Origin of the sequence: Tropicimonas sp. TH_r6 (assembly GCF_033101155.1) — a bacterium.
GTDB lineage: Bacteria > Pseudomonadota > Alphaproteobacteria > Rhodobacterales > Rhodobacteraceae > Tropicimonas.
Genome location: NZ_JAWMPX010000006.1, coordinates 35,146 through 53,818 on the forward strand (window position 1 = coordinate 35,146; position 18,673 = coordinate 53,818).

Below are 18,673 nucleotides of genomic sequence, written 5' to 3' on the forward strand. Positions count from 1 at the left end.
TTTATTTGCCGGGCTCCGATTGGCCCAGTTTTCGGATGGCGTCAACGACCCGCGCCAGACGGATGCCCAGCGAGCCCTTGACGAGCACGATGTCGCCGGGGGCGACGCATTCATGAAATTTTGCGGCCATCTCGGTGCTTTCCTCGCACCACCTGCCCTGCTGGCGTGCGGGCAGCGCCTCCCAGAGCGCGCGGGACCGGGGGCCGACGCAATGGACCTGCGCGATGCCCGCCATGGCGGGATGGTCGGCCAGGGCCGCGTGCAGTTCAATCTCGCTTGCACCCAGCTCCAGCATATCGCCAAGAATGGCGATGCGGCGGCCCTTGGGCGCTGTCGTGGCCAGCATGTCCAGTGCTGCGCCGACAGAGGCCGGGTTGGCATTGTAGCTGTCGTCGATGAGATCGAACCCGACCTCCTCGACCGGATCGAGCAGAATGGTCTCGCGCGCACCGCGCCCCTCGAACGGCAGCCAGAGGCCGAGATCATGGGCCGCAATGGCAAGATCGGCCCCAACCGCACTCGCGGCCGCCAACGCGCCCAGACCGTTCATCGCAAAATGCCGTCCCGGGGTTTGCAGCTTGAACACAACCGGATGCGACGCGCCGTTCGGGCCGGAGATACGCGCCTGGACCATGGTCTGGCCGTCCTGCTGGAGCACATGGATCAGTTCGGCATCGATGCCTTTTTCGCCGAAGCCCATGATATCGGCGCCCTTGGCGCGGGCGGCATCGAAGAGAAGAGGGCTCGTGTCAAGGTCGGCATTCAGGATGGCCGGGCCGCCGGGACGGAGCCCCTCGAGGATCGTGGCCTTCTCGCGGGCGATCCCCTCGACATTTTCGAAGGCTTCGAGATGGGCCGGGGCGACGATGGTGACCATGGCAGCATCGAGATCCGCGAGCTTCGCCAGCGGGGCGATCTCGCCGGGATGGTTCATGCCGATCTCGATCACCGCATAGTCGGCATCGGCCGGCATGCGGGCGAGCGTGAGCGGAACGCCCCAGTGGTTGTTGTAGCTCTTCTCGGCGGCATGGGTCTTGCCTTGGCGGCTGAGGATCGCGCGCAGCATCTCCTTGGTCGACGTCTTGCCAACGGAGCCGGTGATACCAATCACCTTCGCCTTCGTCCGTGCCCGGGCGGCAACGCCAAGCGCTTCCAGCCCCTCGAGAACATCTTCTACGATCAGCAGCGGCGCATCCTCCGACACGCCCTCCGGCACGCGATCGACCAGCGCGGCGGCGGCACCCGCCTCCAGCGCCTGGGCCACGAAGTCATGGCCATCGCGCACATCCTTGAGCGCCACAAAGAGTGCGCCGGGTTCGAGCGTGCGGGTGTCGATGGAGACGGAGCTCGCCTGCCAGGGCGTGGGCGCGCGGCCCCCGGTGGCGGCGGCTGCGTCTTCGGAGGTCCAGAGAATATCGCTCATGTCAGATGTCCGTCCAGCGCGGCCACGGCAACCGAGGCCTGTTCAACGTCGTCAAAAGGATAGACCACATCCCCCACAGTCTGCCCCGTCTCGTGCCCCTTGCCGGCGATCAGCAGCGCGTCGCCCGGCCCGAGCGCATCCACGCCGCGCAGGATCGCCTCGGCGCGGTCGCCCACTTCGGTCGCCTCGGGGCAGCCGGCCTTGACCATGGCGCGGATGGCCGCCGGGTCCTCGGAGCGGGGATTGTCGTCCGTAACGATGCCGAGATCTGCCTGCTCGGCCACCGCTTCGCCCATCAACACGCGCTTGGACATGTCCCGATCGCCGCCCGCGCCGAAGACACAGACAAGCCGGCCCATGACATGCGGGCGCAGCGCCTTGAGCGCGGTGGCCAATGCGTCGGGCGTATGGGCGTAATCGACGAAGACCGGCGCGCCATTGTCCCGTGTGGCGGCAAGTTGCATGCGACCGCGCACGCCGGTGAGCTGCGGCAGGGCGTCGAAGACCTCCTGCGGCTCGCACCCGGCAGCGATCGCGAGGCCCGCGGCGACGAGCACGTTCTCGGACTGGAAGCCGCCAATCAGTTTCAACCGTGTCTGATGCGGCAAGCCGTTCCAGGAGAATCGGAGATCCTGCCCGGTATTGTCGAACCGCAATCCGAGCAGACGCAAATGGGTGTCCTCGCCGCGCCCGGTGCGGATCACTTCCTGGCCCGCGGACTCGGCGACCTCTGCCATCCGGGCGCCATAGGGGCCATCGGTCTGGATCACTGCGACGCCGTCATCGTCGAGCACACGAGAGAAGAGCCCCGCCTTCGCGGAGAAATAGTCTTCAAAATCATCGTGATAGTCGAGATGATCTTGGGTGAGATTGGTAAATCCGGCCGCCGCAAGGTGCACACCGTCGAGCCGTTTCTGCGCCAACCCGTGCGAAGAGGCCTCCATCGCGGCATGGGTGATGCCTTCGGCAACAGCGCCGGCCAGCGTGCTGTGCAACGTGATCGGCTCCGGCGTGGTATGGGCGAGCGGCGCTTCCCAGGCGCCCTCGACGCCGGTCGTGCCGAGATTGATCGCCGAGAAGCCGAGCGCCTCCCAGATCTGTCTCGTAAAGCTGGCCACAGAGGTCTTTCCGTTGGTGCCGGTCACGGCGACCATCACCTCCGGCTGCGCCGCGAACCAGAGCGCGCAGGCGCCGGACAGGGCCGCGCGGGGATCCTCGACCACGACAAGCGCGGTCGGGCTTGCGCCCAACTCGGCCTGTGCAATGCGCGCGCCCTCGGCATCGGTCAGGATGGCCCCGGCCTCCATGCGCAGCGCGTATTGGATGAACTCGCCGCCATGGACCTTGGTCCCCGGCAGCGCAGCGAAGAGAAAGCCCGGCTCGACCTGGCGACTGTCCACCGCAAGCCCGGTGATCCGCGCTTCGGCCCCGCCCTGGGCGGTCAGCCCAAGCTCGGCCAGCGATTTCGTGGCGATCTCACTCATGCCTGCCCCCTTCGTTCTGACGCGCCCATGGGACGCGCAAATTCTGCCGCCCCTTTTGGTCGCTTTTGGCCACGGGGTCTACCGGTACTATTGCTGGTGCGAAGCCTTGACGACCTGCGGCTCTTCGCCCGGCTCCGGACCGGGACGCAGACCGAGAAGTGGCGCAGTGCGGCGGATCATTTCCGCGGCGACCGGCACGGCGGTCCAGCCGGCGGTGCGGCGCGGCTGGGTGCCGGAGGTCTCGACCGGCTCGTCAAAGGTCACGATCAGCACATATTTGGGGTCATGAGCGGGGAAGACGGAGGCGAAGGTGGCGATGACCTTGTCCTTGTAATAGCCGCCCTTCGGCTTCGGCTTGTCCGCCGTGCCCGTCTTGCCGCCGACCGCATAGCCCGGCACTTCGCCGAAGCTCGCCGTGCCGCGCTTGACAACCTGGCGCAACATGGTGCGCGCGGCTTTGGAGGCGCCCTCGGAAACGATGCGCTCGCCCGTCTGCGGGCTGTCCTGGCGCAGCAGCGTCGGGCGCACCCGGGTGCCGCCATTGAGCAGCGAAGCGTAGCCAGCGGCGAGATGTACGGGCGAGGAACTCAGCCCGTGCCCATAAGAGATCGTAATTGTCGAGATCTCGGACCACTTGGCCGGCAGAAGCGGCTTGCCGGTCGGCGCCTCGACCATTTCCAGCTCGGTCGGCTCGAGAAAGCCCATCGACCCGAGGAACTCCCGTTGCCGTTCGGCTCCGATGGCCAGTGCCATCTTGGCCGTGCCGACATTGGAGCTTTTGACGATGACATCCTCCACCGTGATCGTGCCGTAGGACTTGCCCTTGAACTCCTTGATCTTGAACTTGCCCCACCGCATCGGCGCATGGGCTTCGATCATGGTATGTGCATTGACGAGACCAAGATCGATGGCCTGCGCGGCGGTGAAGATCTTGAAGACGGAGCCAAGCTCATAGACACCCTGCACCGCGCGATTGAAGAGCGGGCTGTCACCGGCATCGCCGGTGGCCAGCGGACGGGGGCGATCGTTCGGATCGAAGTCGGGCAACGAGACAAGCGACAGGATCTCGCCGGTCTCGACATCCATCATCACGGAGCTCGCACCCTTGGCATTGAGCAGGTGCATACCGCCCTGCAACACTTCCCGGGCGGCGGCTTGCACCGTCAGGTCGAGCGAGAGCTGAAGCGGTGCGCCATTGTTGACCGGATCTCGAAGCCAGGCATCGAACGCCTTTTCGACCCCGGCCACCCCGACCACTTCGGCCGAATGCACACCCTCACGGCCGAAGCTGGCGCCGCCGAGCACGTGAGCGGCGAGCTTGCCGTTGGGGTAAAGACGCATTTCGCGCGGGCCGAAGAGGAGGCCCGGCTCGCCGATATCGTGAACGGCCTGCATTTGCTCGGGGCTGAGTTTCTTCTTCACCCAGAGGAATTTGCGGTCGCCGGTGAAGTCCTTCTTGAGCGTCTCCGGATCCAGATCGGGGAAGATCAGCGCCAGCTCCTCGGCCGCACGGTTCGGCTCGACCATGTCTCGGGTCTGGGCATAGAGCGAATGGGTCGAGAGATTGGTGGCCAAGATCCGCCCGTTACGGTCAACGATATTGGCGCGCGAGGCGATGATCGCCGTTCCGGTCGCGGCGGCGCGGGGCTCTGTCGCCTCGGAGGCGGCCAGTGTGCCCATCCGCGTCCCGATCACAGCGAAGGCGCAGAAGAAGAAGAGCGCGAGCACGAGCAGCCGACCTTCGGCGCAACGGCGCGTCCGATCGCGGTCGCCCTCATGGCGCTTGCGCAGGTTCTCGCGCTCGATGACATCGGGATTCTCGCCTTTTTCGCGCGCCGAGAGGACGCTGGCGATAGGGCGGAGCGGGGTGCGGGGCGTTTCTTTCATCTCGGTCACGGGAATTGTCCCTCCCCGTCAAGCTGGCCACGGACTTCGATGGGATCGGTGATCGGCAGCACGGGCGGCGGCGGGAAAGCCACCTGCTCGACCGCGCCGAACTGCTCCGGTTCCAGCGGTAACAGACCCAGTCGATCGAAATTGATCTCGGCCAGTTCAGCGAGCCGCTCGGGGCGGTTCAGATAGGCCCATTCGGCATTGAGAATGGCGAGGCTCTGGCGCAACTCGCCAATCTCGCGCTTGACCTTGGCGGATTGCTTCAGCGCGGCCTGGGTCTGGTAATTCTCCTGATAGGCCCAGAAAGCGAGCCCCATCACGCCAAGCGCGGCGCAGAGATAAAGAAATGTCTTCACGGCGTTTCCTTCCACCAGTCTTTCGGGCCAGGGAGGCCCATGGAAGTTCTGTCGAGCGGGGTAATTGGGGCGCCCGTGCGTTCCGCGAGGCGCAGCTTGGCGGAGCGGGCGCGCGGGTTGGCGGCGATCTCCTCGTCCGAGGGGCCGATAGGCTTGCGGGAGAGCAGACGGAATTGCGCGATCTGTTCCTCGACCTCGGGCGCATAGCGATTGGCCTGGGGCTTGCTGCCGGAGCGGGCCTGAAGGAAGCGTTTGACGACGCGGTCCTCCAGCGAATGGAAGGTGACAACGGCCAGCTTGCCGCCCGGCTTCAGCGCGCGCTCAGCGGCCTCCAGCCCGACGATCAGCTCCCCGAATTCGTCATTGACCGCGATGCGGATGGCCTGGAAGGCGCGGGTCGCGGGGTGGATCTGGCCCGGGCGCGGGCGCGGCAAGCAGGAGGCGACAGCCTCGGCCAGTTGCAGCGTGTTCTCGAAGGGGCGCACGGCGATGAGCGTGCGGGCGATGCGGCGCGAGGCACGCTCTTCACCATAGTGATAGAGGATGTCCGCCAGTTCGGACTCGCTCGCCGTGTTGACGAGATCCGCCGCAGACGGACCGCCAGCCTCCATGCGCATGTCGAGCGGGCCTTCGCGCAGGAAGGAAAAGCCGCGCTCCGCCTGGTCGAGCTGCATCGAGGAGACACCGAGATCGAGCACGACACCGTCGAGCGGCTCGCCCGCATGCAGGTCCATCTCGGAAAAGCGCCCCTGCACGAGACGAAGCCGGTCGCCGAATTCGTCCTTGAGCGGAGCGGCGAGTTCCAGCGCCGTAGGATCGCGGTCCACCCCGATCACGGTGTCGGCGCCGGCCTCCAGCAGTCGGCGCGTGTAACCGCCCGCGCCGAATGTCCCGTCCAGCCAGAGGCCGGACAGAGGCGAAACAGCCTTGATCAGCGGATCGATCAGAACGGAAATATGAGGGGCTACGCTTTCTGGAGGACGAGAGGCGGCCATGGCTCAGACCCCCCCACCATCCAGCAGGACCAGCGGGTCCATATCTTCGGGAAGCTCGTCAAGCTGCGCCTCGGTCTGCGGCTCGACCTCGCCCTCGTAGGTCTCGGGGTTCCAGATGTGGAAAGTGTCATGGGCGGCGACAAAAAGCGCATCGCCCTCAAGGCCGATCTTCTCGCGAATCCAGTTCGGAATCAGCATGCGTCCATTGTCGTCGACCACGACAGGATGTGTCTGGGCGCTGAAATAGGCTTCCATCATGCGGCGGTCTTTCGTGCCGCGCTTGAGCGCGCCGATCTTGGCATCGACCTCGTCGATCGCCTCCATCGTGTAGCATTCAAGGTATCCGAAGCGTTTGGCGGTGCCGTAATGGATCACCAGGTTGGGCTGCAGGCCATCGGTCCAGTCCGGGTCGGAGGCTTCAAGCACACGGCGGAAATTGGCCGGGACGGAGACCCTGCCCTTTCCATCCACCTTGTGGCGGCCCTGACCTCTGAACACTCGCGCCACTTTGAGCGCTCCTTGCTGCCTCGTCCGTTTTTCGTCCCCTGGAATGAAAACGGCGGATCAGACTGCTGCCACTGTCTGATCCGCCGCCCTCGTCCCATTACTGGGTATGTCCGATCGCGCGTGCCACCTGGGGGGATGTCTGCTCGCTCACGCGTCGGATCTCTTGTCGTTTCGATGAATGCGGGTGCCTGTATGAAACCTGACTTTGGGAAGTTCCGGGGTCTTTGTTGCCCCTTGTAAGCCCGTCCTCATCGTGTGGGATCTTTATGCATGACCACTACATGGAAATCAACACCACATTATCCCACTTCAGCCCAACGTTGCCTCCACACTGTTGCTTGACGGGGCATCGAGACCGCCTTCTCCGCAATAATTAGCGGAACGAGAAAAATGTGACACCAGATATGGACAGCCACGCATTAACGAAAAAAATTCAAAGAAGGTCATCCGTGTCGTCCAAACGGCCCCAAAACAGCTCTCCGGGGGCCGATGGACCATGAATTCCCATACGAATCAAGGCTGGAGCGCGAGTCCGATTCGGATTGCCGCAGTCCGGAAACAGCGGAGTGTCACGATTTCCCATGATGATCGAAGCAGTGACAGCCGCCACCAGGCTCGACAGGCCGCTACAGCCCGGAGCGCGTCCCGGGCGTCGAAGCGCCCGGGACTATTTTCAGAAATGCGTCAGGCCATACCGCCGCCGACAAGCCGCGCGGCCAGCGCCGCATAGGCCTCGGCCGCGGATCCGTCTTCCAGCGCGACCGGTCGGCCGGAATCGCCCGCAAGCCGGGTCTCAAGCTCCAGCGGCAGCGCCCCGAGGAATGGCACATCCAGCTTTTGCGCTTCGGCCGCCACGCCGCCATGACCGAAGAGATGCGCCTCATGCCCGCAATTGGGACATATATAAGTAGACATGTTCTCGATCAGCCCGAGCAGCGGCACGTTCAGCTTGGAGAACATGTCGATGGCCCGACGCGCATCGAGCAGCGCCACATCCTGCGGCGTCGAGACCACGATCGCGCCTGTGGTCCGGTATTTCTGTCCAAGCGTGAGCTGCACATCGCCCGTCCCCGGCGGCAGGTCGATGATCAACACGTCCAGTTCGCCCCAGGCGACATCGCCAAGCATCTGCTGCAGCGCCCCCATCAGCATCGGCCCGCGCCAGATCACGGCCTCGGCCTCCTTGAGCAGAGAGCCCATGGACATCAGAGTAACGCCATGCGCGTACAGCGGCTCGATCACCTTGCCGTCCGGAGAGGCCGGACGCTTGGTTGTGCCCATCATGCGCGGCTGGGACGGGCCATATATATCGGCGTCGAGCAATCCGACCCGCCGCCCCTGCTGCGCCAGCGCAACGGCGAGATTGGCCGAAACAGTCGATTTTCCGACCCCGCCCTTGCCGGACCCAACAAGAAGGATGCGTCCGATCCCGGGCACGGTCTGCGGCCCCGACGGCTGGGCAGTGGGATGGCGCCCCACCTTCAGGTTCGGCGGCGCACCTGCCGGCGCCGCAGTCCCGGGCTTCGCGGCAGAATGCGCCGTGAGCACCGCCGAGGCGCCGGAAACGCCTTCAAGCCGCGCGACGACACCCTCAGCGGCCTGCCGAACCGGCTCCAACGACCGCGCGGCGTCAGCCGACTCGGCCTCGATCACGAAACTGACCCGTCCGGACGAATCGACATTTACCGCTCGCACAAGGTCGCGTGAGACAAGATCGCCACCATCCGGCAAATTCACTGCCCCGAGCGCCTTGACAACTTCTTCCCGCGTCACCGCCATTTTCCTACCTACCTTCCGGAATTCCGTGCCCCCACACCTATCGCGCGACGCTCCGAGCGCAAGTGGGGTTCCGGTGCCGCATAAAAATGTAGCAACTCGCCCTGCAAAAGGTCAGCAGAACGTATGCAAATGCTGCATAGCGGCATTGAGGCCGGGGGCGATTGCGAAAACCGACCTCATCCTTATTTTGATTATCACCGAGGGCGCTAACACAAACCAAGTCAGGCGCTAACGAGATATAAACCTCGCCTCGGGTAAGATGGTAAACGACGCCGGGATGATCCGGGCACAGATGAGAAAGGAGACGGCCATGACTCAGAAAGCTGAAGACAACCGCTCCGCGAGCTGGATGACCGCCGCTTTTCGCGGCGCCCGCGCTCGCCTCGATCGCAGCCGGACCTATCACCGGGCACTGAACGAGTTGTCGGCCCTGACCGATGGCGAGCTTCGCGAACTGGGCCTCAGCCGGGAGATGATCCGGCCAGTGGCACAACAGGCCGCACACGCGGCATAGGAAATAGAGTTTCAGAAACCCGTCCTCCTCCCTGGGTTCTCTGATACGGCGGCAGCCTCCTCCTCCTCCCTGAGGCTGCCGCCACAAGATACCGCCCGATAGGGCAGAGATACGAAGCCAGACGGCCCCTCCTCCTCCCTGGGTCACGGTTTCGGCGGCGGCACCCTCCTCCCTGGTGTCCCCGCAACTTACACGGCCGGTTGACCCGGCGCGCCACGAAGGCGCAGCGACACACAGTTCCGAAGATCCGTCCTCCTCCCTGGGTCTTTCGGTTTCGCGGCGACACCAACCTCCTCCCTGGTGTCGCCGCACCCTAATTCCGCCGGCCAGCCCGGCACGCGCCTCGCGGTGCAGAAACACAGAGTTCCGAAGATCCGTCCTCCTCCCTGGGTCTTTCGGTTACGCGGCGACATCAACCTCCTCCCTGATGTCGCCGCACCTTCTTCGCCGGATCTTCCGGCACGCGCTGAATGGCGCGGTTCCAGATCAGGATGCCCCACCTCCTCCCTGGGTATTCTGTCTTATCGGCGGCGACACCTTCCTCCTCCCTGGTGTCGCCGCCATTTTTGTATCTGCTCTCGGAATTGGAGTTCCTGTCTCGCGTCGGCGATGCGCCGCGAGATGAATATCCAATTAACGCTAACAGCATAGCTCGGAGCAAAAAACGCATAGCCGGTTTGACCATTCTCGGAATTGTAGGCGGCGCGAAAACCCATAAGTTATAGCCCAACGAGAGCGCTAACAGCTTACGACGAAGCGCTTCGAAACCCGGCTCGGGATGGCCCTGAGCAATCCGAAGGAAGATGAAAATGGAAATCGCTGCCACCACCAACCGCGTTGAAACCGGCCTCCAGGCTTCCGGACTCGTCGGCATGGTCGAGGGCCTGCGGACCAAGCTGCGTCAAGTTGCGGCCTACCACCAGACCATGAGCGAACTGAAAGCACTGGACGAGCGCGACCTGCGTGATCTCGGCCTGAGCCGCGCAATGTTCCCCGAGCTTGCCCGCGAGGCGGCCCGCACGGTCTGACCCAACCGAATTCTGCGGCCCTTCTCCTCCCTCTTGAGGCCAGCAGACAAAAGCGGCGACACCCTCCTCCCGGTGTCGCCGCTTTTCTATTTTGGAGGGATCGAACAAGACGCCTGGTTTCGCACAGGACGGAGAGTCGCCGCGTCTGCGCCTGCCCTTGGTGTGTCGGCGCATGCAGGTGGCAAGCGATCCGCCGGGACAGACACGGCTCCGGCAAGGCCGGCCTAGGCCCCTGCTCGGTGCCCATCAATGCCACGGCCCGACGTCCGCAACCTGTTCAAAACCGTCTCAAGCCAGGAACCCCACGGCCTCGCCGGACGCCGCTTCGGCCAGGCAATCAAAGGCATAGCGCGCCACCGATCGGAAGCAGACAAGCGTGAACGCGCCGGCCTCGTCTATCCAGAATGCCGCCGGAACCTGCGCCAGCCGGGTGCGGCGCAGGTCTCCGGGTCCGAAGGCGGCCGGCGACAGGTCCACCGGGCAGAGCCGGGCCAGCACCTCGCGCGCGCCAGGGCCTTCGAGGCGGAAACTGGCGCGCGCATCGGAGACGTCGACCGCGAGGTGATGCACGCCGGCCAGTTTCTCCTCAAGCGCGGCGACGATCTCGCCCGTCTGGGCGTAGGGCACCAGCAGCAGCAGCTCGTCCGGAGACATCCAGCCAACCGCCGCGTCACCCGCATGCTCGATCCCGCGTGTGCCGGACATCGCGCAGCCCGTGACAGCTTCCACTGCCGGGGCCAGCTCCGAAAGCGTGCCTCGCAGCGTCACCATTCCCTGGATCGTGCGTTCTTCGACCTGGGCCACCGGACCCGCGCTGCTTGCCCCGCCAAGGGCCGTGACGGCTTCAGACATCCTGTTTCTCCCCTTCCGGGTCAAAGAAGACCGGGCTGACGATTCTCGCCTCAACCACGCTCTCATCGGTGGCCACGAAGCGAAGCACCTCGCCCATCCGGTCCGGCCCGTGATGGACAAGCCCCATGGCAATCCCCTTGCCAAGCGTCGGGGACAGATAGGTCGAGGTCACCCGCCCGACCGTGTTGCGCTGGCCGTTGGCATTGTTGCCCTCACCGACGGCATAGGCGCCATCGGGAAGAACCGAGCCGTCCAGCGTCTCCAGCCCCACGAGCTTCCAGCGGTCCGGGCTGACCATATGCGTGCGCTCCTGCGCCCGCTTGCCGAGATAGTCGTCCTTCTTCTTCGAGATCGCCCAGCCGAGGCCGAGATCCTGCGGGATGACCGTCCCATCCGTCTCGTCGCCGATCATGATGAAACCCTTCTCAGCCCGCATGATATGCAGCGCCTCGGTGCCATAGGGCGTGATCGACCATTCGCGCCCAGCAGACAGCAGCTTGCTCCAAAGCGCCATCGCCTCGCCCGCCGGTACGGCGATCTCGTAGGACAGCTCGCCGGAGAAGGAGATGCGATAGATCCGCGCCTTGATGCCGTCCAGCTCGCCTTCGGCCCAGCCCATGAAGGGCAGCGCCTCTTTCGAGACATCCATGCCGCCGAGCTTCTCCAGCAGCCTGCGCGCATTGGGGCCGACCACGGCGATCTGGCCCGATTGCTCGGTGACATTGGCGACATAGACCTTCCAGTCCCACCACTCGCATTGCAGCCAGTCTTCCATCCAGCCATGAATGCGGTCTGCGCCCCCGGAGGTTGTGTGGCAGAGGAAGGTCTCCGCGTCGATCCGCGCCACCACGCCGTCATCGGAAAGAAAGCCGTTCTCGTTGCACATCAGCCCGTAGCGACACTTGCCTGGTTTCAGAGTCGACATCTTGTTTGTGTAGAGCATGTCCACGAAGCGGCCGGCATCTGGTCCCTTGACGATGATCTTGCCGAGCGTGGAGGCGTCCAGCAGGCCCAGCGAGTTGCGGGTCGCGAGCACTTCGCGCGCGACCGCCTCGTCATGGCTCTCGCCTTGCTTGGGGTAGCAATAGGGGCGGCGCCAATGGCCGACCGGCTCCCAATAGGCGCCGTTCCTTTCGTGCCACTCGTGCATCGGCGTGCGGCGCAGCGGCTGGAAGGTCGCCCCGCGCGCCTCGCCGGCGATGGAGCCGAAGGAGATCGGCTGGTAGGGCGGGCGGAAGGTCGTGGTGCCGACCTGCGGGATCTCGGCGTTCAGGCTGTCGGCGAGGATGGCCAGGCCGTTGATATTGGAGAGCTTGCCCTGGTCATTGGCCATGCCGAGCGTGGTGTAGCGCTTGGTCAGCTCGACGCTTTCATAGCCTTCCTTGGCGGCGAGCTGGATGTCCGCGACCTTCACGTCGTTCTGGAAGTCGAGGAACATCTTCGCGCGCAGTTCGGGCAGCGCCTGTTCCGGCATTACCCAGACCGGCTTCATCGGCACTTCCTCGGCATCCACCGCCTGCGCCGCGCTTGCCGTTACGGCATAGCCCGCCGCGCCGCAGGCTTCCGCCGCATTGCTGGCCGCGTCCGTGAGTACGGACCCCGTGCCCATTGCGCCCGAAGCAGCGCCCGCCGTGGTGACAAAGGGTTTGCCGTCTGCACCGGTCGGCGCGCGCGACGGATCGGGATAGAAATGCGCGTTCTCGTCGGACCAGGTGAGCTTGCCGCCGCAATGGGACCAGAGATGGACCACGGGGGACCAGCCGCCGGACATGGCGACCGCGTCGCATTTGACCGGCGCGCCGGCGCCCCCCGTGCCATTGGCGCGGCAGAGCATGACGCCTTCGACCCGCTTCTTGCCCTTCACTTTCATGATCGCCGCGCCGCATTCGACCGCAACGCCGCGCCGCATGGCTTCGCGGGCCAGCGGGCCGTCATTGCGATCGCGGGCATCGACGACGATGGGCACTTCCAGCCCGGCATCGATCAGCGCGAGCACGGTGCGATAGGCGTCGTCGTTGTTGGTGACCACGACGACCTTCTCGCCGGGGGCAACGCCGTAATTCACGACGTAGTCGCGCATTGCGGAGGCGAGCATCACGCCGGGCACGTCATTGCCGGCAAAGCTCAGCGGGCGCTCGATGGCGCCAGTGGCGGTGACGATCTGCTTGGCGCGGATCTTCCAGAGCCGGTGCCGGATCGCGCCATCGCCCGGCATGTGGTCGGAGACACGCTCATATCCGAGCGCATAGCCATGATCGAAGACACCGGCCCCCATGGTGCGGGTGCGCAGGGTGACGTTTTCCATCGCCTCAAGGGTGGCCAGGGTCTCGGCAATCCAGCGCTCGGCCGGCTTGCCATCGATCTCGTAGCCATCGACTGGCGCGCGCCCGCCCCAATGCGGGGTCTGTTCCAGAAGCAGCACGCGGGCGCCGGACTGGCCGGCGGTCAGGGCGGCTTGGAGGCCGGCGATACCGCCGCCGAGGATGAGCACGTCCACGAAGGCGTGGAAATGCTCGTACCTGTCGGCATCCGGCTCCTGCGGCGGGCGGCCGGAGGCGGCGGCGCTGCGGATGACCGGCTCGTAGACGTGTTTCCAGAAGGCGCGCGGCCACAGGAAGGTCTTGTAGTAGAAGCCCGCCGGCATGAAGGCGGACATCCAGCCATTCACCGCCATCGCGTCGAATCCGAGCGAGGGCCAGGCGTTTTGCGGCATCGCTGTGAGGCCGTCGAAGAGCTCGGTGGTGGTGGCGCGCTGGTCGGGTTCGAACCGAGCGCCCTGGCCGAGGCCGACAAGGGCATTGGGCTCTTCCGCTCCGCTGGCGACGATGCCGCGCGGGCGGTGGTATTTGTAGGAGCGGTTGACCAGCGTCGTGCCGGCGCCGAGCAGCGCCGAGGCGAGCGTGTCGCCCGCGTAGCCTTCGAGCCTGTTGCTGTCGAAGACGAAGCCGAGGGGCTTGGCGCGGTCGATCAGGCGGCCGCCCTGTTCAAGGCGTTTGCTCATGGACGTCCCTCCCATCCCGGAATGCGCGCGCGGATCTTCTCGACGATCTCGGCGGGCGGCTCGGTGGTTTGTGCTTCATAGGTGCCGAAGACTTCCAGCGTCGTGGTCGAGCGGGCGGCGAGGAACCACTTGCCGCAGCCATTGGCGTGGCGCCAGCGCTCGAAATGCACACCTTTCGGGTTCGCGCGCTCGAAGAGATAGGCTTCGAATTCCGCGTCCGAGGCGCCGGGGCCGTGGCGCTTGAGATGCGCCTCGCCGCCGGGGGCCAGCTCGGTTTCGTCGCAATCGATGCCGCAACAGGGGCAGTGGAGGATCAGCATGTCTTCATCCTTTTGGCGGCAGGCTGGCAGCATTGAACAGGGACAGCTCCACGAGGGCGCGTCGCAGCGTGTCATCGGTGAAGGCGCCGTCGTCGATCTCGACCATCCCGCCCATTTTTCGTCCGGTGAAGGAGAGCGGCTCGGCGCCAAGCTCCAGCGCCGCCGCCTCGCGCTCCTTGCCGACCCGGAACATGGCGCCGTCCTTCAGGACGCCGCAGACCATGTTGCCGTTCAGCAGGAAACAGAGCCCTCCGAACATCTTCTTCTCCGAGAGGCCGGGCTCGATCCCGAGGTCGGCGCGCATGGTTTCGGCGAGCTGTTCAGAATAGGCCATCCAAGCGGCCTCCCCGGAAAGCGTGGAGGGCGACCAGACCGGGATGCGTTCGACCTCGGGAGGGCGTTCGCGCCGCTGGTGGTTGGCAATTTATGGTGCAACCCACTGTGACGTTGGCCCGTTTTGCTAGGTTGCAAAACGCCCTCCCTGGGGAGAGGTCGGGCGTGGCCCGGGCTGGTCGCCCGGGCCGGCAAGCCGATAGGGCGTGCCCATACTGAACTACGGCAGGAACAGCGCAAGCTTTTGGGATAGCGACCATCCTCAATGCGCCACTCCCGCGGCAACGCTCTCGTCGATGAACCGGCCTTCGCGGAAGCGGTCCAGGCCGAATTCGGCGGCCAGTGGCCCCGGCTCGCCCTTGGCGACCAGCTCCGCCATCGCCCAGCCGGAGCCGGGGATGGACTTGAACCCGCCCGTGCCCCAGCCGGCATTGATGAAGCAATTGCCGAGCGGGGTCCTGGAGATCACCGGCGAACGGTCGCCCGTCATGTCGACGATTCCGCCCCACATCCGCATCATCTTCAGACGCGAGATCATCGGGAAGGTCTCGACCAGGGCGCGCACCGTCTCCTCGATATGGTGGAAGGAGCCGCGCTGGGTGTAGTTATTGTAACCATCCGCGCCGCCGCCGATCACCATCTCGCCCTTGTCCGACTGGCTCATATAGCCATGCACCGTGTTGGCCATGACCACGCAATCCATGCAGGGCTTGATCGGCTCCGAGACCAGCGCCTGAAGCGCCACCGACTCGATGGGCAGGCGGAAGCCGGCCATGTCCGCGAGTTGCCCCGAATGCCCCGCCACGACGATGGCGAGCTTGTCACAATCGATATCGCCCTTGTTGGTCGAGACGCCCGAAACCACGCCCTTTTCGGAGCGCACGCCGGTCACTTCGCATTTCTGGATGATGTCCATCCCCATCGCGGAACAGGCCCGCGCATAGCCCCAGGCGATCGCGTCATGGCGCGCCGAGCCCGCGCGCGGCTGCCAGAGCGCGCCGAGGACGGGGTAGCGCGGGCCGTCGAGATTGATGATCGGGACAATCTCCTTGACGCGGGCGGGCGTGATGAACTCCGTCTCCACGCCTTGCAACACATTCGCGTGTGCGGTGCGCTGATAGCCACGTATCTCGTGCTGGGTCTGCGCCAGCATCATCACGCCGCGGGGGCTGAACATGGCGTTGTAGTTGAGATCCTGACTGAAGGTCTCGTAGAGGCTGCGCGATTTCTCGTAGATCGCGGCGGAGGGGTCCTGCAGGTAATTCGAACGGATGATGGTCGTGTTCCGCCCCGTGTTGCCGCCGCCGAGCCAGCCCTTTTCCAGCACCGCGATGTCGCGGATTCCGTAATTCTTTCCAAGGTAATAGGCGGTGGCGAGCCCGTGGCCGCCGGCGCCGATCACGATCACCTTGTACTTCTTTTTCGGCTCCGGCGAGCGCCAGGCGCGCTCCCAGCCGGCATGGTGGCGGAAGGCTTCGCGGGCGATGGCAAAGGCGGAATAACGGCGCATGGGCGGTCCTCGTCCTGGGCAGCGGCGGGCGCCTTGCGGCACCCCGGGCACGGTAATCTTTTTGGGATCGATTCAGAAAGCACATCCGCCCGCCTGCGGCATCTTGCGTGCGGGAAACGACCTTGTGATCGGCCCCGGGGCCAGCTGGATCGCGGGAAGGGCTTTGCCCTGCCCAAGGATACGGATAGAGGTGTAATCCGACGCTTAAAAATCGACCAACCCATGGCTGGCCGCCGGGAGGGCTTATGACATTCTGGATAGTCTCTGGGGCTTTCGCTCTGATTTCCGCGCTGTGGATCGGCTGGACGCTGCTGCGACCGCGTGTGGATTCGGAGGGGCCGGACGCTCTCGATCTGCCGGTCTATCGCGACCAGCTCAAAGCGGTGGAGAAGGATCTGGCGCGCGGTGTCGTTGCCGAGGACGAAGCGGAGCGGCTGCGCACCGAGATCAAGCGACGTATCCTCGAGGCGGACAAGGCGGGCGGGGCAGAGACCCGTGTGGCGCCGAGAGCGCTGAGCTTCGGCGTTGCTGCGCTTGGCGGAGTTGCCGTGATCGGTGGCGCCTTCCTGATCTACGAGGCGATTGGCGCGCCGGGCTATGGCGACCAGCCGCTCTCCAAACGCCTGGCCGACGCCGAGCAGGCGCGCCGGGACCGCCCGAGCCAGGCCGAATACGAGGCAAACATCCCGCCCAGCCCGACGCCAGAGATCGACCCGCAATATGCCGAGTTGATCGAGAAGCTGCGGGAAGCGGTCGTCGAGCGCCCCGAAGAGCTTGAAGGCTGGGTGCTGCTGGCACGCAACGAGGCGCAGCTGGGCAACCTGCCCGCCGCCCATACCGCGCAAGCCAAGGTGATCGAGCTCAAGGGAGACGGCGCGACGAGCCAGGACTATACGAGCTATGCCGCGATGCTGATCCAGGCCGCTGGCGGTGTGGTCTCGCAGGAGGCCGACCGGGCGCTGAACGGCGCGCTGGAGTTGGATCCGAAGAATCCCATCGCACGCTACTATGCCGGGCTGATGCACCTGCAGACGGGCCGTCCGGACCAGGCCTTCGCATTCTGGGAGCCACTGCTGCGCGAGGGGCCGCCATCGGCGCCCTGGATCCCGATCATCCGCGCGCGGCTGGAAAGCGTCGCCTATATGGCCGGGATGCTGGACTATCAGCTGCCGCCCGAGGCGGCGATGGGCGCGAATCCGCACGGGGCCGGCGGGCCCTCCATCGAGGAAATGGAAGCGGCTCAGGACATGTCGGAGGAAGACCGCCAGGACATGATTCAAGGGATGGTCGATCAGCTCGGTCGCCGCATGGCCGAGGAAGGTGGGCCGCCCTCGGACTGGGCCAAGCTGATCCGGGCGCATGGCGTTCTGGGCAATACCGAGCGTGCCGGCCTGATCTGGTCCGAGGCGCAGCGGACATTCTCTTCGGAGGCCGACCTGGCGCCGATCCGCCAGGCCGCAGCCTTTGCCGGGGTGGAAGAGGTCGGGCCCAATGGCGCGGGGCCGTCGGATGAGGACATCAAGGCGGCGGCTGAGATGTCGCCCGAGGACCGAGAGACGATGATCCGCAGCATGGTTGAACAGCTCGGCGACCGGCTGGCGACAGAAGGTGGCCCGCCGCGAGACTGGGCGCGGATGATCTCTTCGCTGGGTGTGCTCGGCGAACAGGACTGGGCCGCGGCGATCTGGGGCGAGGCGCAGGAGCGCTTCACAGACCCCGAGCACCTGGCCATCGTGCGCGAGGCCGCAGTGGCCATCGGTCTGGAGCCGGCGCAGTGATCTGCGAGGACCTTGAAGATTTCGCCGCCGCCCTGCCCTCCATGCGCTCCATCGCCGGACTGGATCTGGGCACAGCGACCATCGGCGTCGCCCTCTCGGACCGGCTCCTGAGCACGGCAACGCCCGCGGAAACGATCCGGCGGAAGAAATTCGGCCTGGATGCCGAAACGCTGCTGGCGCTGCTGGCGACGCGCGAGGCAGGTGGCATCGTGCTCGGCTTGCCGCGCAACATGGATGGAAGCGAAGGCCCGCGCTGCCAGTCGACCCGCGCCTTCGCCCGCAACCTGGAGAAGCTGACGGATTTGCCGATCACCTTCTGGGACGAGCGGTTGTCCACCGTGGCCGCCGAAAGAGCGCTCCTGGAGGCGGATACGTCGCGAAAGCGTCGCGCCGAGGTGATCGACCATGTCGCTGCCGGGTTTATCCTGCAAGGAGCGCTGGACAGGCTGGGGCATATGAGGCGGTCGCTATGAAAGATGACGATCTCTGGAAACGGGACGAGGTGGCCTCGCCCTGCAACAAGGTCTGCGTGATCCACCCGGAGGCGCGGATTTGCGCCGGCTGCTATCGGACGATGGACGAGATCGCCAGCTGGGGCCGACTCTCGGCTCAGGCGCGCACCGACCTGATCGAGGAATTGCCTTCTCGGGCGGGCCTCCTGAAACAACGGCGCGGCGGGCGCAAGGCACGACGCGCTGACGGATGAGTGGGTGCTGATCAGCATTGAGAGGCCCGTTTCCCGCAAAGAGCCGCAAAGGGCCGTTGGGGTTACGCACTGATTGGCACGGAATCAAGCCGAAGGCGCCGTGCCAGCACCTGCCCGTCCCGGCGGGCTGGCGCTGGCACGGCTTGGGTTGCGCTTCCTTGCCCGCGCAGCGAGCGTCCGGTCCGTCCGCACAT

General features: G+C 65.4%; 17 protein-coding genes. 5 read left to right on the forward strand and 12 right to left on the reverse strand.

All coding sequences use genetic code 11. From position 1 onward, the window contains the following. Position 1: 1 nt before the first annotated feature. From R3X27_RS07990 to R3X27_RS08020, 7 genes are all read right to left on the reverse strand, one after another. Entirely contained in the window at positions 2 to 1,423 is a 1,422-nt protein-coding gene (locus R3X27_RS07990) for a UDP-N-acetylmuramoyl-tripeptide--D-alanyl-D-alanine ligase (RefSeq protein ID WP_317708319.1), read from the reverse strand. Next, positions 1,420 to 2,907 (reverse strand): UDP-N-acetylmuramoyl-L-alanyl-D-glutamate--2,6-diaminopimelate ligase, encoded by a 1,488-nt coding sequence (locus tag R3X27_RS07995; protein WP_317708320.1) that lies wholly within the window; start codon positions 2,905 to 2,907, stop codon positions 1,420 to 1,422. Before R3X27_RS07995 ends, R3X27_RS07990 begins: the two co-directional genes overlap by 4 nt. 87 nt (positions 2,908 to 2,994) lie before the next feature. Further along, on the reverse strand, positions 2,995 to 4,794 hold the full coding sequence (locus R3X27_RS08000) for a penicillin-binding protein 2 (protein ID WP_317708475.1): 1,800 nt from the start codon (positions 4,792 to 4,794) through the stop codon (positions 2,995 to 2,997). A 5-nt stretch (positions 4,795 to 4,799) separates the two neighbouring features. Continuing rightward, the gene (locus R3X27_RS08005; protein ID WP_317708321.1) at positions 4,800 to 5,156 is read right to left on the reverse strand and encodes a cell division protein FtsL; all 357 of its coding nucleotides are present in this window, start codon (positions 5,154 to 5,156) and stop codon (positions 4,800 to 4,802) included. Further along, positions 5,153 to 6,151: a 16S rRNA (cytosine(1402)-N(4))-methyltransferase RsmH gene (gene rsmH / locus R3X27_RS08010; RefSeq protein WP_317708322.1), complete on the reverse strand. Its 999-nt coding sequence runs from the start codon at positions 6,149 to 6,151 to the stop codon at positions 5,153 to 5,155. Before rsmH ends, R3X27_RS08005 begins: the two co-directional genes overlap by 4 nt. A gap of 3 nt (positions 6,152 to 6,154) precedes the next feature. Next, positions 6,155 to 6,658 carry a division/cell wall cluster transcriptional repressor MraZ gene (gene mraZ, locus R3X27_RS08015; RefSeq protein ID WP_317708323.1) on the reverse strand — a complete coding sequence of 168 codons (504 nt, stop codon included), beginning with the start codon at positions 6,656 to 6,658 and terminating at the stop codon, positions 6,155 to 6,157. A 684-nt stretch (positions 6,659 to 7,342) separates the two neighbouring features. Then, entirely contained in the window at positions 7,343 to 8,437 is a 1,095-nt protein-coding gene (locus R3X27_RS08020) for an Mrp/NBP35 family ATP-binding protein (protein ID WP_317708324.1), read from the reverse strand. Between the two features lie 310 nt (positions 8,438 to 8,747). Here R3X27_RS08020 and R3X27_RS08025 point away from each other — a divergent pair, with 310 nt between their 5' ends. Both R3X27_RS08025 and R3X27_RS08030 read left to right on the forward strand, forming a co-directional pair. Next, entirely contained in the window at positions 8,748 to 8,951 is a 204-nt protein-coding gene (locus R3X27_RS08025) for a DUF1127 domain-containing protein (RefSeq protein WP_317708325.1), read from the forward strand. A gap of 809 nt (positions 8,952 to 9,760) precedes the next feature. Next, positions 9,761 to 9,979, forward strand: coding sequence for a DUF1127 domain-containing protein (locus R3X27_RS08030; RefSeq protein ID WP_317708326.1), 219 nt, complete (start codon positions 9,761 to 9,763; stop codon positions 9,977 to 9,979). A gap of 288 nt (positions 9,980 to 10,267) precedes the next feature. On the opposite strand, the gene R3X27_RS08035 is transcribed toward R3X27_RS08030, so the two are convergent. The 5 genes from R3X27_RS08035 to R3X27_RS08055 form a co-directional block, all read right to left on the reverse strand. Further along, positions 10,268 to 10,831: a sarcosine oxidase subunit gamma gene (locus R3X27_RS08035; protein ID WP_317708327.1), complete on the reverse strand. Its 564-nt coding sequence runs from the start codon at positions 10,829 to 10,831 to the stop codon at positions 10,268 to 10,270. Then, positions 10,824 to 13,832, reverse strand: coding sequence for a sarcosine oxidase subunit alpha family protein (locus R3X27_RS08040; protein ID WP_317708328.1), 3,009 nt, complete (start codon positions 13,830 to 13,832; stop codon positions 10,824 to 10,826). The genes R3X27_RS08035 and R3X27_RS08040 overlap by 8 nt, the downstream gene beginning before the upstream one ends. After that, a complete protein-coding gene (locus R3X27_RS08045) occupies positions 13,829 to 14,152 on the reverse strand; it encodes a sarcosine oxidase subunit delta (RefSeq protein WP_317708329.1) in 324 nt (107 codons plus the stop codon). Before R3X27_RS08045 ends, R3X27_RS08040 begins: the two co-directional genes overlap by 4 nt. 4 nt (positions 14,153 to 14,156) lie before the next feature. Further along, the gene (locus tag R3X27_RS08050) at positions 14,157 to 14,486 is read right to left on the reverse strand and encodes a TfoX/Sxy family protein (protein ID WP_317708330.1); all 330 of its coding nucleotides are present in this window, start codon (positions 14,484 to 14,486) and stop codon (positions 14,157 to 14,159) included. A gap of 261 nt (positions 14,487 to 14,747) precedes the next feature. Next, positions 14,748 to 15,995, reverse strand: coding sequence for a sarcosine oxidase subunit beta family protein (locus R3X27_RS08055; protein ID WP_317708331.1), 1,248 nt, complete (start codon positions 15,993 to 15,995; stop codon positions 14,748 to 14,750). 245 nt (positions 15,996 to 16,240) lie between these two features. Between R3X27_RS08055 and ccmI the strand changes: the two genes are divergently transcribed. The 3 genes from ccmI to R3X27_RS08070 are packed head-to-tail and all read left to right on the forward strand — an operon-like array spanning position 16,241 to position 18,479. Next, entirely contained in the window at positions 16,241 to 17,773 is a 1,533-nt protein-coding gene (ccmI, locus tag R3X27_RS08060; protein ID WP_317708332.1) for a c-type cytochrome biogenesis protein CcmI, read from the forward strand. Next, entirely contained in the window at positions 17,770 to 18,246 is a 477-nt protein-coding gene (ruvX, locus tag R3X27_RS08065; RefSeq protein WP_317708333.1) for a Holliday junction resolvase RuvX, read from the forward strand. Before ccmI ends, ruvX begins: the two co-directional genes overlap by 4 nt. Next, positions 18,243 to 18,479, forward strand: a complete 237-nt coding sequence (locus tag R3X27_RS08070; RefSeq protein ID WP_317708334.1) for a DUF1289 domain-containing protein — start codon at positions 18,243 to 18,245, stop codon at positions 18,477 to 18,479. The genes ruvX and R3X27_RS08070 overlap by 4 nt, the downstream gene beginning before the upstream one ends. Positions 18,480 to 18,673 lie beyond the last annotated feature (194 nt).